The 16,255-nt window shown below is 48.8% G+C and carries 14 protein-coding genes; all 14 read right to left on the bottom strand.

The window, feature by feature from the left end; translation table 11 throughout:
• Positions 1-40 precede the first annotated feature (40 nt).
• Positions 41-892 carry a tagatose bisphosphate family class II aldolase gene (locus LQ247_RS03845; protein WP_231005593.1) on the bottom strand — a complete coding sequence of 284 codons (852 nt, stop codon included), beginning with the start codon at positions 890-892 and terminating at the stop codon, positions 41-43.
• 25 nt (positions 893-917) lie between these two features.
• Complete coding sequence (locus LQ247_RS03850) at positions 918-1,376, bottom strand: PTS sugar transporter subunit IIA (protein WP_026580110.1); 459 nt, start codon at positions 1,374-1,376, stop codon at positions 918-920.
• A 6-nt stretch (positions 1,377-1,382) separates the two neighbouring features.
• Entirely contained in the window at positions 1,383-2,783 is a 1,401-nt protein-coding gene (locus tag LQ247_RS03855; RefSeq protein ID WP_026580109.1) for a PTS fructose transporter subunit IIC, read from the bottom strand.
• 13 nt (positions 2,784-2,796) lie between these two features.
• Positions 2,797-3,711: a 1-phosphofructokinase gene (gene pfkB, locus LQ247_RS03860; protein ID WP_023856281.1), complete on the bottom strand. Its 915-nt coding sequence runs from the start codon at positions 3,709-3,711 to the stop codon at positions 2,797-2,799.
• Positions 3,712-3,794: 83 nt separating this feature from the next.
• Positions 3,795-4,574 (bottom strand): MurR/RpiR family transcriptional regulator, encoded by a 780-nt coding sequence (locus tag LQ247_RS03865; protein ID WP_003185233.1) that lies wholly within the window; start codon positions 4,572-4,574, stop codon positions 3,795-3,797.
• A 109-nt stretch (positions 4,575-4,683) separates the two neighbouring features.
• A complete protein-coding gene (locus tag LQ247_RS03870) occupies positions 4,684-5,010 on the bottom strand; it encodes a four-helix bundle copper-binding protein (RefSeq protein ID WP_020452949.1) in 327 nt (108 codons plus the stop codon).
• A 104-nt stretch (positions 5,011-5,114) separates the two neighbouring features.
• A complete protein-coding gene (locus tag LQ247_RS03875; protein WP_023856279.1) occupies positions 5,115-6,044 on the bottom strand; it encodes a metal ABC transporter substrate-binding protein in 930 nt (309 codons plus the stop codon).
• A 28-nt stretch (positions 6,045-6,072) separates the two neighbouring features.
• Positions 6,073-6,930 (bottom strand): metal ABC transporter permease, encoded by an 858-nt coding sequence (locus LQ247_RS03880; RefSeq protein WP_216919509.1) that lies wholly within the window; start codon positions 6,928-6,930, stop codon positions 6,073-6,075.
• A complete protein-coding gene (locus tag LQ247_RS03885) occupies positions 6,930-7,673 on the bottom strand; it encodes a metal ABC transporter ATP-binding protein (protein WP_026580107.1) in 744 nt (247 codons plus the stop codon). The genes LQ247_RS03880 and LQ247_RS03885 overlap by 1 nt, the downstream gene beginning before the upstream one ends.
• 224 nt (positions 7,674-7,897) lie before the next feature.
• Positions 7,898-10,840, bottom strand: coding sequence for a glycoside hydrolase family 3 C-terminal domain-containing protein (locus tag LQ247_RS03890; protein ID WP_023856277.1), 2,943 nt, complete (start codon positions 10,838-10,840; stop codon positions 7,898-7,900).
• Between the two features lie 14 nt (positions 10,841-10,854).
• The gene (gene yicI / locus LQ247_RS03895) at positions 10,855-13,164 is read right to left on the bottom strand and encodes an alpha-xylosidase (RefSeq protein ID WP_231005594.1); all 2,310 of its coding nucleotides are present in this window, start codon (positions 13,162-13,164) and stop codon (positions 10,855-10,857) included.
• Between the two features lie 21 nt (positions 13,165-13,185).
• A complete protein-coding gene (locus tag LQ247_RS03900; protein ID WP_023856275.1) occupies positions 13,186-14,007 on the bottom strand; it encodes a carbohydrate ABC transporter permease in 822 nt (273 codons plus the stop codon).
• Positions 14,004-14,897, bottom strand: coding sequence for a carbohydrate ABC transporter permease (locus LQ247_RS03905; protein ID WP_231005595.1), 894 nt, complete (start codon positions 14,895-14,897; stop codon positions 14,004-14,006). The genes LQ247_RS03900 and LQ247_RS03905 overlap by 4 nt, the downstream gene beginning before the upstream one ends.
• 26 nt (positions 14,898-14,923) lie before the next feature.
• A complete protein-coding gene (locus LQ247_RS03910; RefSeq protein ID WP_050820783.1) occupies positions 14,924-16,144 on the bottom strand; it encodes an ABC transporter substrate-binding protein in 1,221 nt (406 codons plus the stop codon).
• Between the last annotated feature and the right edge of the window lie 111 nt (positions 16,145-16,255).

Consider the following 16,255-nt stretch of genomic DNA (forward strand, 5'->3'; position numbering starts at 1 on the left):
TTGAAAAAGCCGGATGTTAAAGAACATCCGGCTTTTTGCATTAGTATCTGTTATTGCTCATACACATCAAAATCTTTTCCTGAACGATTTCTTTCATGGCTTCTTTGGCGGGGGTCATATATTTTCTTGGATCGCTTGCATCAGTGTGTTCATGCAGATAACGGCGCAGTTTATCTGAAAAAGGAATTTTTAATTCAGTCGCGATATTTACTTTTGCACAGCCGAGCTTGATGCACTTTCTTACATCTTCTTGCGGAATTCCTGAGGCGCCGTGCAGGACAAGCGGAACTGAAACCCGTTTTTGAATCGCGGCCAGCCGGTCAAAATCGATATTGGGTTCTTTTGAGTAAAGCCCGTGGGCTGTACCGATTGCCACCGCAAGCGAATCGATTCCGGTTTTCTCGACGAACTCTTTTGCTGCATCCGGATCGGTGTAATAAGCGTCGGCTTCATCCACGATTAAATCATCTTCCTGTCCGCCGAGCCTTCCGAGCTCGGCTTCTACAGTGGCATCTTTTTGCCGGGCATATTGTACGACGTTCGCTACAATTGCGGTATTTTCGGCAAATGGATGGTGCGAAGCATCAATCATCACCGATTTTGTCCCTAATGATAAAGACTCGCGAATATCATCAATCTCTTCATGATGATCGAGATGGAGGGCGACCGGGATTGAACAGCGCGCTGCGGCCGTTTCTGCAATCGCTTGAATATAGTCGCGGCCTGCATAGCTGAAGGTTCCGGGAGTAGCCGCAAGAATCACGGGGGACCTTAGGGCTTCAGCCGCTTCTGTCACGGCTTGCACGGTTTCCAGGTTGTGAATGTTAAAGGCCGGTACCGCATAGCCGTTTGTCTGTGCGTCCAACAGCATTTTCTTCGTATTTGTCAGCATATCGATTCCTTCTTTCTGATCAAAATTAGGATATATAGCTCGAAAAGGTGTTCAGAATGTCGTCAGGACTCGAGGCTTTAAGCAGCTGCTGCCTCGCATCTTCGTGAACAAGCATGCGAGACACCGATGATAATAGATTGAGATGTGTGCTGCCTGCCTCGGCATCTGGTATCAATAAAGCAATGATAAATGTGACAGGGTTTTGATCAAGCGCGTTCCATTCGATGCCCATCTGGTTTTGAATGATGATGACAGATGCTTCTGTGATGTCCTTCAGTTTTGCATGGGGAATGGCAAAGCCTTCAATGAAGCCGGTCGTACTTTCAGCCTCTCTTTGTGCCAATCCGTGTATGACCGCTTGTTTTGTTTGGGCGGCTCCCGATTCATATGCGACCTGAGCCACCCGGTCAAATGCTTCCGCTTGGGAAGATAACGTTTCTTGAAGATAGATGTGCTCTTTTTTGATTAAAGCTGTTGTGCCCATGTTTGATCAGCCTTTCTGTTTTTCATATGTCCGTTTTTGATAAAAACCGTATAAGAAGGCGCCGATAAGCGATCCGATGATAATCGACAACACCCATTGAAAGGCTCCTGTGACAACGGGAAGTACAAGGAATCCGCCGTGCGGGGCAGGTACTTGAACTGCGAATGAGTATGTTAATATCGCCGATATCGAAGAGCCGATCATCAAAATCGGAATGACAGGGATCGGTTTTTTTGCGGCGAACGGGATAGCACCTTCGGTAATATGAGTGGCGCCGAGAATAAAATTGACAAGCCCTGCATTTCGGTCCTGCTGGCTGAAATATTTGCGGAAAAGCAAAGTGGCAAACGCAATGACGAGCGGCGGTGTGATGCACGCGGCGGAAACGCCTGCCATGAAATATTGGTTCCCTTCAGCGAGAAGAGCAGTGCCGGTGACATAAGCGGCTTTATTGACCGGACCGCCCATGTCAAATGCGCTCATACAGCCGATAATCAAGCCGAGAATGACGGGATTCGCTCCTTGAAAATCGGCTAAAAAGTCCTTCATCCCTTCATTGATGGCCGTCATCGGCTCCACGAGGAAAAACATGACCGCACCGATCAGAAAAATGCCGATAACCGGATAAAGAAAAATTGCTTTTAGCCCTTCAAGGGATTGAGGCATTTTTTTAAGTGCATACGAGAGACCGTAAATGATCAGTCCCGCCAAAAAACCGGATACGATGCCGCCCAGAAAACCCGCTCCCCCCGTGCTGGCGATCATGCCGCCGATAAACCCGACAATCAGGCCGGGACGTTTGGCCATTGAAGCGGCGATATAAGCGGATAAAATCGGAACCATCAGCTGGAAGCCGAATGCGCCCGTTTTATTCAGCAATTCGGCAAAAGCGTTGTAGCTAGGATGTTCAGGATCTGCTGAATGGATGCCGAATAAAAAGGAAAGTGCAATTAAAACCCCTCCGCCGACGACAAATGGGAGCATGTGGGAAACCCCGTTCATCAAATGTTTATATATTTTACGGCCGATGGAAGCGGCTTCGCCTGTTTGGAGTTCATCCTCTGTTTTTGCCGCTGTTTGTTCGCGGTAAATCGGCGCTTCGCCGTTCAGCAGCGCCCGAATTAAAGATTCCGCATCTCGGATGCCCCGCGCAACCGGGACGTCAAGGACGCGTTTGCCTGCAAAACGCTCGGCGCCTACATCTTTGTCAGCCGCGACAATGACTCCGTCGGCTTGTTTAATGTCCTCTGGCGATAGTTCGTTTTGAACTCCGATTTGTCCGTGTGTTTCGACTTTGATTTCTACACCCAGTTTGGCGGCGGCCTGTTTTAAGGCCTCTTCAGCCATAAATGTATGGGCAATGCCTGTTGGACAGCCGGTTGCCGCGATGATTTTGAACTTTTTCATAAGAAAACCCCCTTTATAAATGAGTGATTTGAATTTGTGAAGCTGTTTGATCGAGTTTGGACACATCTCCGAGGCCTTTCGAGAAAGCCGTCAAGGATCCGGCGGCAGAGGCGTGTCTGAGTGCTTCAGGAACAGAACAGCCCAGCTCCTGTTTTCCGACGAACACGGCAAGCATGGCATCGCCGGCACACGCGGTATTGACAACTTTGCCTTTGGCGGCTGTCGCTTTTAAGGTTCTTTGGCGGTCCAAATAAAGGGCGCCGTCTTTACCGCGTGAGATGAGAACCCTTTGAGCGCCGCGATTGAGGAGCTCCTTTCCGTAGTGGATGATTTCTTCTTCAGACAGCGCTTTCTTCCGGCTGAAAAAAGCGGCAAGCTCCTGTTCATTCGGTTTAATCAGGTAAGGATGGTATGAAAGACAATCTAATAGGACGGGAGAGCTGATATCCAAGATCAACTTCAGTTTGTTTTCGGCGGCAATCTCGGAAAGCGAAAGGTACATGTCATCTGGGACTCCTCTCGGAAGACTGCCTGAAACAAATAAAAAGCGGCCGGACGGAATTTGACGGATTTTGTTGATCAGCTCCTGTTTTCGGCCTTCAGATATGAGCGGACCTTTGTTTACGATTTTGAATTCCCGGGTGGCATTAATAAAAATATTAATCCGTGAGATGCCTTCGACTTCGACAAAGTCTGTGACGATTTTTTCATTCAGCAGTTCATTTTCAATAAAACGCCCGGTAAATCCGCCTGTAAATCCAAGCGCGGTATTGTTAAGGCCGAGGCGCTTGAGCATAAAAGAAATATTGACACCTTTTCCGTTTGGCTGATAATCTTCATCTTTAGTGCGGTTGACGACATCGGGAAGCAGCTCGTCGGTTTCAACGAATAAGTCGACCGCGGTATTCATCGTGCATGTATAGATCATGCTGTATCCCCCCTTTATCTGTGGCTTCACAGACATTATGTCACAGATAAAAGGGGGGATGTTTACAGGTTGTGTAAAGGTTTTCAGCTATGAGCGGTGCGGATGACGTATGAGTCCAGCATGATGCGGGAGAGGACTTGCAGAGGGAGGCGCGAGCGGACTTCATAATCGGGAAAAAATGATTGTTCACCTTTAAACCCGACTAGTACGATCTCTGATAATTTCGCAAGACGCGAATCGATCCTTGTTGTTAATGTAATGGTGGAAATGGCTTGCAATTTGAAATTTTGCGCGGCTTCAACAAGCTCCTCTGTCTCGCCGTTCAGGGAAACAAAAAGGCCGAGGTCTTTTTTTGCCAGTGTTTTTGACTTGCCTCTGATAATATTCGGGTCGCTGTGCATCTCGCAGTTTTTGCCGAGTAGCTGAAGCTTGATCGTCATCTCAGTCCCAATCATTTCAGACAATCCCCTTGCGAAAATGTAAACTTTTTCGGCATTGCTGATTTTTTGAATGGCATCTTCGATCAACCCGATATCAAGCATTTTAATCGTATCCAGAACTTCTCTTTCATTCTTGAGCACGGCCTGTTTAATTTGGCTGTCGATATCATCCATCAGCGGAGCGTGGCCGAGGTGGTGTTTTTCTTTTAATGCGTACTTAAAAGAAGTGTAGCCGTCATAACCGAGCTTTTTCATTAACCTGACAATCGTGGCTGTTGAAACATTTGCATCCTCGCTTAATTTTACAATCGATAAAGTGGCGATGACATCTAAGTGCTGATAAATGTACTCGAGCAAATGCCGTTCTGAATCGCTGAGCGACTGATATGTGTCAGAAGTCATTTGAAACACGCTGTCTTTCATATTAAAACCCCCTTTTATAGTCATATTGTATCAGTTTAGTAAGGGGGGAGGAGAAAAAATAAACGTTTCCGACATAAAAATATCCGGCCCGAGAGCCGGATATTTCAAGTTAAGAAGCGATTTTTCTGCATGCTTCCGCACATGCAAAGCAGCTTTCAGCGCAAAGCTGGCAGTGGTCATGCTTGTGCAGGCTGCATTCATTGCCGCAAGCTTCGCAAACCTTTGCGCAAAGCTGGCAAATGTCTTCGGCATACGGGCTGTTGCGCGTCATGGCTTGAAGTGCGAATCCGCACATCTCCGCGCATTCCCGGTCAAGTCGGATGCATTCGGCCATCATCCCCGCGTCTTCTTCCATCAGACATTTGTCAAAGCAGTGATTGCATGCTTCAAGGCATTCCCGGCAGGCTTTGATGCATTCCTCGTATACAGATTTCACGAAATACACTCCTTTTTTCTGCGTTTTCCCTTCGTTGTACCCTGCTTTAAAATCGGGAAAACATGCGAAAAAAACTGCTGTACATCCTGTACAGCAGTTTTTGGTTATTCGGCGAGACCTTGATGGATCCGGTCAAGGTTTTCTTTCATCATCTTATAATAGGAATCTCCCGCTTCACCAGGCTTTCCGATCGAATCGGTGAAGACTTTTGCTTTAATCGGCACGCCCGTTTCCGCTGACAGGCTTTCCATGCTCCGCGGGTCAACGCTTGTCTCCACGAATAAGGCCGGAACTTCCTTTTTCTTCACCGTGTCGACGATTTTTTTCATCTGACCGGGAGTTCCTTCATTTTCGGTATTGATTTCCCAAATATACTGCGCGTCGACGCCGTAGGCCGAAGCGAAATATTTAAAAGCTCCTTCGCTCGTCACAAGGACGCGGCGCTCTTTCGGTATATCTTTAAAGCGGTTCACCGCTTCATTATGAAGCTTTTGCAGCTTGCCGATATAGGCTTCAGCGTTTTTCTCGTAATCTTCTTTATGGTCGGGATCGTTTTTGATCAGCGCATCTCTCGCGTTTTTGGCATATTGAATCCCGTTTTCTATATCGAGCCATGCATGGGGATCTTCTTCCGTTTCTTTACCTTTGGCAGTGAGATGCTTTGGCTTGACCCCTTTGCTCAGCTTGTAGACAGGGGCGTCATCGCCGTCTTTTTCAGCTGTTTCCAGCAGCTTGTTAAACCAGCCGTTTCCTGTCTCCAAATTCAGGCCGTTGTAAAAGATGACATCGGCGTCCGTCGTTTTTTGCACGTCTTTTGGCAGCGGGTCGTATTCGTGCGGGTCTGTTCCAACAGGTACAATGCTGTATAAATCGATGTGATCTCCTCCGACTTGTTTGACGATGTCATAGAGAATGGAGTAGGTGGTGACGACCTTCAGCTTTCCGTTTTCTTCATTGCTGCTTTTCGATGAGCAGCCAGCGGCGAGAACAAGAATTAATGCCGCCGCAATGGCTAATGTTTGCTTCCATTTCATGTTTTGTGTTCCCCCTTTATATTGTGGATTATTGAAGTGCTGCCCGCTTTCTTCTTGATTTCAAAGCTCTCCAAAGCACGCCTTGTTTCGGTGAAAATGTAAAGGAAAGTCCGAACAAAATCGTAGCCACGAGCACGATCGCCGCTCCTGAGGAGAGGTTGTACGTATAGCTTAATCCAAGACCGACGACCGCTGACAAAGCGCCGAGGAAAGCGGACAAATAGATCATCACCCACAGCCGGTCCGTTAATAAATAAGCGGTTGCGGCAGGCGTGATCAGCATCGCGACGACGAGGATAATGCCGACGGTCTGAAGCGATGCGACCGTGACCATCGTTAAAAGCGTCATTAAAAAGTAGTGAATCAGCCGGTTCGGCAAGCCGTAGACGGCCGCCATCGTCGGGTCGAAAGAGGTGATGAGCAGCTCTTTGTAAAACAAAAAGACGGCGGTAAGAATCATGACTCCGATGACGAGCGTGATCCACATGTCGGATGAACGAACGGCCAGCACATTTCCGAATAAGATGTGGTACAGATCGCTTGAGCTTTTGACAAGCGTGATCAAAATGATCCCGACGGCGAAAAAGGCTGTGAAGACGATACCGATGGCCGAATCGTTTTTAATTCGGCTGTTTTGGCTGACATAGCCGATTCCGAGAGCCGTCAGGATACCCGTAAAGACGGCGCCGAAGAAAAAATTGACGCCGAGCATATAAGAGATGGCGACGCCGGGAAGGACCGCGTGTGAAATCGCATCTCCCATCAGCGCCATTCCCCTGAGAATGATAAAGCAGCCGATGACGCCGCAAATGATACCCACCATAATCGATGTGAACAGCGATTTTTGCAGAAACGAATATTCCATCAAACCCTGGATAAATTCCATCACATCGCACCCCTTTTCGATTGCAGGAACGGAAGCTGAGATTCGTAGGCTTTCATCATCACGTCGGGATTGAGGATGTCGGAGACCGGGCCTTTTTGAATCAGCTCTTTGTTCAGCAAAATTAATTCATTGAAATAGCTGTCCGCTTTGCTCAAATCGTGATGGACGACAAGAACGGTTTTTCCTTCATCACGAAGTTCCTTTAAGATGCTGACGATCATTTCTTCACTCGTCACATCAATTCCGACGAACGGTTCGTCAAGACAGAACAGCTCTGCTTTTTGGGCGAGCGCCCGGGCGAGAAAAACGCGCTGCTGCTGCCCGCCTGACAGTTCACCGATCTGGCGCTTGGGGTATGCTTCCATCCCGACTTTTTCAAGACAGTGATATGCCCATTCTTTATCGCGTTTTTTCGGACGTCTGAAAAGGCCGAGTTCAGGATACGTGCCGAGGATGACGGTGTCGAGCACATTGATCGGGAACGTCCAATCCATATCATTCCGCTGCGGAACATAGGCGATTTGCTTGCGTACATGTTTGAGCGGTTTTCCGAGCAGACGGACGTCGCCTTTATCTTTTGGAATCAATTGGAGCATGGCTTTTAACAGTGTTGATTTTCCTGCGCCGTTCGGTCCGATAACGCCCGCCATCATTCCTTGATCAAGCGAGAAATTGATATTGCGAAGCGCTTCTGCGCCGTGATAAGAAACATATAAATCTTTTACAGTAATCGCGGGTTTCATAGGTTCATTAACCCCTTTCTATGTCTATATGAAAGTTAACCTGAATACAATATTTTTGTTGCGGTAATATTTTATTGCCTTATGACATTTTTTTTACCTAATGCAACTTTTGATTGAATTCTAATATATCATTCCTAAGTTGTAAAGCACTAAAATTGCTGAAAAACGGTAAAAGCCATGCAGATCAAGCTGCATGGCTTTAAAAAAATTTCTTCTGTGCCGGTTTATCGTTCAAATTGAAACGTATCGATTGCGACTTTCCCTTTGAAGACAAAGTAGATGCGATGGGTGCCTGCCGATTTTCGGACGGAAGCTTTTATCGTTTTCCAGTTATGCAATCCGGATGTGTCAGGCACTTTTAACGAGCCGATTTGCTTTCCTTTTTGAGGATGATCGAGGAAGATGCCGATTTCGCCGCCGCCTCTGCTTGCAACCTTTGCTTTTATCCTTTTTTCGCCTTTGAAGCGGACATCATGGAAGGCGATCCACGCGTTTGCTGTACTGCTTTTTACCGCATCGCCGCCGTATTTGGATTCTTCGGTGATGAGCACGCCTTTGTAGTCGTCGTAGTTTTCAGCGTTTGTCTGCCGCCGCAAGTTCCGTTCTCGAATCGTTTCACCTTGGACGAAAATCCGCTTTGTCTTGCGGATGTCCGCCGCCGAGCTCCCGACCGATATTTTGTATGCGCCTCTTTCAACGGCAAACGTTTCGCTCGTTACATCCCAGAAGGCAAGGTCTGCCTGTTTCAGCTTGAATGTCACGGTTTTCGTTTCTTTCGGTGCCAGCTCAACGCGCTGAAAGTTTTTCAAGTCCAGATTGGGCTGTTTAACCCGCGTGTTAAACAGGGGAGAAGTATAGAGCTGAACGACCTCATCTCCTTTTCTTCCGCCTGTGTTGGTGACGTTGACGCGGATCGTGACGGAGCCGTCTTTTTTGATGCTGTCAGAGGAAACGCTTAAACCGCTGTAGTGGAACGCTGTATAGGATAACCCGTGGCCGAACGGATACAGCGGCTTGCCTTCGAAATATTTATAGGTTCTTTTCCCTTTGATGATATCGTAATTCATCATATCCGGCAGTTCTTTGACTGACGTGTGCCAAGTTTGCGTCAGCCGTCCGCCCGGATTTTCATCTCCAAAGAGAATGTCCGCCAATGCGCTTCCCGCCTCCTGGCCTCCGTGTGCGGAGTATATGATCGCAGGAATGTGCGCTTTAGCCCAGTTGAGAGCGAACGGATAGCTGCTCGTTACGACAAGCACCGTATTGGGATTGGCTTTAGAAACAGCTTTCAGCAGATTTTCCTGGGCCGGAGGTAGTGTAATGTCTTTCCGGTCTTCGGTTTCCCGGCCGTTGATGTAAGGATTGTTGCCGACAAACACGACGGCTTTGTCCGCGGTTTTTGCCAGTCGAACCGCTTCCTCCGTACTGCTCTTGATGATCGCCTTTGAAAACTTTTCCGCTGCTGTCGCCGGCTTTTCGGCAGCGGCTGTTAATGTCCCGTCTTTTCCAGCGGTGAGATATTTGCCGTTTGCCGTATTTTTGATGGCAAATGTCCCGTCAGGCTGCTGTTCAAACTGGAAAGTTTCTTTGACGGTCCAGCCGTTCGGCTGTTTCTGATCAGCGATCAGTTTGCCGTCATCCTGAAGCGAGACATAGAGACCGTTCGCTTGGGCGCGGAGGGTGAAAATGCTTTCTCCCCAATCCGCCGCATCGAATGCCGCGCTTTTCTCAAGCTTGTCAGCCGATGCTGTGAGCGGTTGTTTGCCGTCCCGGCCTGCGGTTACAAACTTTCCTGTCAGGGCGGATTTGAACCCGCTTTGTTCCAGCCCTTCGGCAAAGGAGACGCGGTCTTTGCCGATTTTGTCCGCGATTCCGTCAAGCGGGGTTTTCCGATACGGCATCGTTCCGCTGTACCAATCTTCGTAAAGCGCATTTCCGAACGGTCCGATAACTGCGATGTTTTCATTTTTCCGGGTATTGAAGGGCAGCAGATTCCGGTCATTTCTCAGTAAAACAATGGCTTTTTCAGCCGCTTTTTTCGCAAGCTGCCGGTGCTTTGGACTGTTGATGACGCCATCTGTCAGGCGGCTGTACGGATTGAGTTCGTCCGGATCGAATTCGCCTGTTCGAAAACGGATGCTGAATGTGTTGGCCAAGGCTTGATCGAGGTCTTTCTCAGACATAAGGCCATTCTTTAAGGCGCCGGTTAAGGCGGTTTTCGTCAGCCCGGGATTTTCTCCCTGATCTGTAAAGTTGTCAATGCCGGCTTTTACGGCGTGGGCATGCGCTTTTTCGTGGCTGTCATAATACTTGTGGTCAGTGACGATTCCTGAAGGATCAAAGGCGTCGCTGACGATGAAGAAATCGTCTCCGGCCCATTTTCCTTTGACTGTGCTGTTGAGCAGCGGGCTCAAAATGGCCGGTTTATCGTTGACAGAATTGTAGGCTGGCATCAGGCTGTACGCGGCTTTTGCGGAAATTGCCGTTTTGAAGGGCTTCAAATAATACTCGTTCATGTTCCTGGGATCAATGCTTGAGGAGCTGAATCCCCGGTCTGTTTCGTTGTTATAGGCAAGAAAATGTTTTAAGGTAGGAACTGTTTTCAAATAGAAGGGGTGCTCGCCCCTTAAACCGGAGGCATAGGCGGTTGCTATTTCCCCTGTTAAAAAAGGGTCTTCGGAATAGCCTTCTTCATTTCTACCCCACCTTGGATCCCGCAGCAGATCAACGACCGGCGCCCAGACATTGACTCCGTTTGCCGCGGGATCAAGGTGGTGGAAGCCGCGGACTTCATCGCCGACCGCTGAGCCGATTTGTTTGATTAAAGAGCGGTCCCATGTGTGTGCGAGCCCGACAGCCTGCGGGAAAACGGTCGCTTCCCCGAGCCAGGCAACGCCGTGAAGCGCTTCTGTGCCTGTTTTAAAAGCGGGAATGCCCAGCCGGGGAATGGCAGGCTGATATTGATGCATCAGCGACACTTTTTCCTCAAGGGTCAGTCGAGAAAGCAAGTCGCTGACCCTTTTTTGAACAGGGAGACTTGGATCTTGAAAGGGATATTCATATTCATCAGCCTGGGTTTTAGCGGCCGCGGGCGGCGGATTGACAGCGGCGGCGGAAAGGATCGTGCACATTGCCGCCAACATGATGGTGCGGACCGTTTTCAGCATCCTGATCACTCCTTTTAGAAAAAAATGAAGACATCCCGGTCCTTTTCTTTTGGCTGAATTGCTGTTCCCTCCTGAAGCGCTTCCGCTGCGCCGTTTATGACAGAAGTGACAGACAGATCGCGGATGAGCAGCTTCCATTTCTTTTGGACGCCTGTTGTTTTCACGGTAATCGTATTTTCATGCCGTGAAGCTCTGACTGTCATTGCTTCGCACTTTTCATTGTAAATCGTCTGTTCGGCTGTGCAGCCGTCTTTTAATTGGTAAAGGCAGAACGTCACACCGTCGAGATAATCATAATCAGGTCGCCCGGATTCCTGCCCGAGCGGCAGCAGCGTATTTTCCCTGACGAACAGGGGAAGCCCCATATACCCGTACTGTTCTTCTTTCCATTCTCCGCCTTCCGTCTCTTTTCCCGTCAAAAGGTGTGTCCAGGTGCCTTTTGGCAAATAATAACGGACAACGCCGTCTTCCTGAAAAACGGGAGCGACGAGGAGTCTTCTGCCGAGCATGTACTGTCTGTCAAGCCAGTGGCAAGTGTTGTCACCGGGAAATTCGAGGAGCATCGCCCGCATCATCGGAATGCCTTCAGCGTGCGCTTCATGCGCGGCGGCGTACAAATAAGGCATCAGCCTGTGCTTCAGTTTGACAAAATACCGCATCACATCGGCCGCTTCTTCGTCAAACAGCCACGGAACGCGATATGATTCGCTCCCGTGCAGGCGGCTGTGCGTCGACAAGAGGCCGAATGCGGTCCAGCGCTTATACAAATCGGCTGTTGCCGTGCTTTCAAATCCGCCGATATCGTGGCTCCAGAAGCCGAAGCCTGAAAGGGAAAGCGACAGGCCGCCGCGAAGGCTTTCAGCCATTGAATCATAGCTGGCAAAACAATCCCCGCCCCAGTGTACGGGAAATTGCTGGCCTCCGGCCGTCGCCGACCTTGCAAACACGACCGCTTCCCGTTCGCCGCGCTTTTGCTTCAACAGGTCAAATACGGTTTTGTTGTATAAAAAAGAATAATAATTGTGCATTCTGTCGGGGTCTGATCCGTCAAAGTAAACCGCGTCTCTCGGAATCCGTTCTCCGAAATCGGTCTTGAAACAGTCGACGCCCATGTCGAGCAGGCTTTCAAGTTTTGAACAATACCAGTCACGCGCTTTTCGATTGGTGAAGTCGACGATTGCCATGCCGGCCTGCCACCGGTCCCACTGCCACACATCCCCCCGGCTGTTTTTTAAAAAGTAGCCGTGTTCTTTTCCTTCCTGAAAAAGCTTCGATTTTTGGGCGATGTAAGGGTTGATCCAGACGCATATTTTCAACCCCTTATCTTTCAGGCGGCTGAGCATAGCTTCAGGCTGCTTAAAATATCGTTCATCCCATTCGAAATTGCACCATTCAAATTCTTTCATCCAGAAGCAGTCAAAATGAAACACGCTGAGCGGGATGCCGCGTTCGGTCATCCCGTCGATGAAACGTGTCACGGTTTCCTCAGAATAGTCGGTTGTAAACGATGTGGACAGCCAGAGGCCGAAAGACCAGGCCGGGGGAAGCGCCGGTTTTCCCGTTAACGACGCATAGCGTTTCAAAACATCCTTCGGTTCGGCACCGCTGATGATAAAATAGTCAAGCGTTTCCCCTTCGACCGAAAACTGCGCTTTGGATACGACTTCAGAACCGATTTCATACGAAACGAGCTCGGGATGATTGACAAAAACACCGTACCCTTTGTTTGACAAATAGAACGGCACATTTTTATACGCCTGCTCCGTGCTTGTGCCGCCGTCCTGATTCCAGATGTCTACGGTTTGGCCGTTTTTCACGAATGCCGTAAAACGCTCGCCGAGACCGTAGATCAATTCGCCGACGCCGATGTTGAGCTGTTCCCTCATAAAGGTGCGCCCGTCATTGCTCGTGATATAGGCGAGGCTATTCGATTCGCTTGCGGTCAGGCTCTGTCCATCACGTGAAAATTGGTAGCGCCAACCGCTTTTGCTCACCTCAACGTACAGGCTGCCGCTTTGGAAGGTCAGCGCATCATCTTGTTCGGAGATAACCGGCTCAACGTCTGTCATATCCAGCTGAAACTCGGGCTTGCGAGGCGTTTCCCCTTGAAAATGGGACACTTGCACACGGATCACGTCTTCAAGAGGACTCGAAAATCTGACGGTGAGCATGCGGGTGTCCAGCGTGTCCCCGCGCTTTTGAACCGCTTTGACAGGCCCGTATACAGTCAATGATTGCTGATCAATCATTCGGTCGTAGGCTTCTTTTGGCGTGTTGATGTGATATCCTTCGCGCGTCAGCCAGTAGCCGTCTGAAAATTTCATGATCGAAAACACCCTTTCTTTTTACTTGATGGAACCGCTGATCAGACCTTTAACAAGCTGCTTTTGAAGCAGTATAAAAATGATGATGACAGGCAAAACCGATAAAACGGCAAATGCCATCAGATCATTCCACTGGATTCCGTATTGGCTGATCACATTGTAAATGCCGGCCGTCAGCGGCCACAGCTCCTGATTTCGGTTGAATGTCATGCTGTAAATCAAATCTCCCCATGCGAAAAAGAAGGAAACCGCTCCGCTGACGGCAATCCCGGGTACGCTGATAGGCAAAATAATGCGGATGAATGCGGTAAAACGGCTGCAGCCGTCGATTTTGGCCGCATCCTCAAGGTCCTTGGGAATCCCGAGAAAAAAAGTTCTGAGCATTAATACCGAAAAAGGAACGCCGAGCGTTGCTCCCGTCAAAATCGGTCCGATATACGTGTTTAATATGTTCAGCTGATTAAAGGCGATAAACAGCGGAGTCAAAACAACGGTGGCAGGCAGCATTTGCGTGATGAGAAACAGTAAAATGAACATTTTTTTGCCCTTGATCCGAAAGCGCGCCAAGCCGTAGGCGGAAGGAACGGCCAATATGAGAACGATGGCGGCAGCCGCCCCGGAAATCAGCAGGCTGTTCAAAAAGTATCCGGCGATGCCTGAAGTGAACACAGCTTCGAAGCCGGCCGTCCGGAATGTCTCGGGCCACAATAAAGGCGGTGTTTTAAACAATTCTGCCTCGCTTTTGAAAGCTGTGGCGATCATCCAGTAAACGGGGAATAAAAAGCCGGCCGTAACGAGGACGCCAATAATGTTAAAGAGCCATTCCTTTTGCTTCGTTTTCATGACATCACCTCATCTTTTTTGATCAGCCGCAAATAGACAAGACTGACCAAAAGAAGGATGAAAAACAGGACATTGGCGCTTGCTGCGCCCATGCTGAATTGAAATTCGTCAAAGGAGTAGCGGTAGCTGACGGTTGACAGGACTTCAGTGGCGTGCACGGGGCCGCCTCCAGTCATCACAAACACAAGGTCGAACACTTTGAACGTATAAATGAAGCCGAGCATCATGACGACGGTGATCACCGGCCGCAATAAGGGTAGGGTCAGATGAATGAATTTCTGAAAAGCATTGGCGCCGTCAAGGCTTGCGCTTTCATAGACGTCTTCCGGAAGGGAGCTGAGACCGGCGGATATGAGCAGCATATTAAAGGGAATGCCGACCCAGATGTTGGCGATAATAACGGACCAGATGGCAATCTTCGGATCTGACAGCCAGGGGATTGGATTGTCGATCATTCCCCATGATAGGAGCAGCTGATTGAACACGCCTTCATTTGAAGCCATCATAAACTTGAATAAAAGCGCCGTAACCGTCAGCGGAATGAGCCAGCTCACCATCATCAATCCCCTGAGAAACGGGGCAAGCCGAAATTTCATGCTGAAAAACAAAGCGAGCAAAAAGCCGATTGCAAACTGAAAAACGACGCTTCCAGCCGTGTAGAGCAGCGTGTTTTTTAAAGATGCCCAAAATACTTTATCCTGGGCAAGCCGCTGATAATTGTCGATTCCTATAAAGCTGATATCCTTTGATGCTATATTTGTAAGCGACACGTTTTGAAAGCTGAGAATTATGTTGTAGATGAGAGGATAACCGATAAGGGCAAGCATAAAAAGAACGGCCGGGAACAAATAGAAGCACCCTTCCCATTTACGAATGATGGCTTTGATCATGTCAAAACTCCTTCGTGCGCTTAAAGCTAGTTTAAGGCGTTGATTTTTTGTGCGGCCTCATCCAGCGCTTCTTTCGGCGTTTTGCTTTCGCTCAATGCTTCCTGCAGGGCCGTCTGTAAAGCTTCCGAAATTTTCGGCCAGTTTTTCGAAGGGCCGCGGGCTGATGCAATCTCCATGATTGGAATAAAGGCTTTTAAATTGTCATCTGTTTTCCAATGACTTGATGATTCGAGCAAATCCTTACGCGGCGGGAATACACCTGTTTCCGCTGTCAGTGTTTCGAGCCGCTCCGGATCGATCAGCCAAGTGATGAAATCCCAGGCGCCGTCGGTGTTTTTTCCTTTAACGACTGCCATATTTTCCCCGCCAAGGGCGGAAGCGAATGTTTGATCCTTCGGGATGAAGGTAATCCCGTAATGTAAGTGACCGGCTTCTTTCAGCCGTTCAATATTCCAGGAGCCGTTGATCATCATAGCGAGCTGACCTGCTGCAAACTGTCTGGCCAGATCATCCTGGGTGGCGTTTAACACTTCCTTGCTCATTGCGCCTTCTTTGACCAGATCCGTTAAAAACTGCAGGGAAGAGGCTGCTTCTTTTGAATGCAGCTGTTTTAAATCTGCTCCGGAAGACAAAAGGAACGGATAAAATTGAAAAGCGCTTTCCTCTGATTTGACGGCTGATAGGGCAAATCCTTTCGTTTGGCCTTTGCTCGTTTTTTTCGCTGCTTTTTTCAGCTCGCTCCACGTTTCAGGCGGCTTGGAAATCCCTGCATCCTTCAAGAGGTCTTTGTTGTAAAACAAAGCAAGCGCATTGCTTGCGAAAGGGATGCCATAGTACTTCTCTTCATATACGGCTGATGAGAGCGGCCCCTCATAATACCGGTCAGCCTGCCCCCATTGCTCGACTTTCTCTGTCAAATCTTCGAGCACGCCCATGGCGGCGAATGAGGCATTGTCGACATTGTCAAGGAAAACGGCGTCAGGCATTGCATTGCCGGCTGCTCCGACAGACAGCTGCTTTTTCACTTCATTAAAAGGAATGTACTCTGTTACGACTTTGTACCGATCCTGAGACCGATTGTACTGGTCGACAAGTTCATGATAAAGTTCCTGCTGTCTGCCGGTGAAATAATCCCAGACTTTGATTTCTTCCGCATGCTTTGCGCCGGCGTTGGTGCCGCTTTTGCAGCCTGCGGAAAAAACGAGAAGAAGGGAGAGGCAGATGATCATCAGACACGATTTTTTCAAAAAGGCTCACTCCTTATGAAAAAAAGCTTGTTAGTTTAATAACTAAACTAAGTATATTTGGGCATCGCTTCTAATATGCCAGCAGAGTTTCGCAGGCGCGAAAGCAGGGTA

This window comes from Bacillus sp. BS3(2021), from assembly GCF_021043345.1.
GTDB lineage: Bacteria > Bacillota > Bacilli > Bacillales > Bacillaceae > Bacillus > Bacillus paralicheniformis.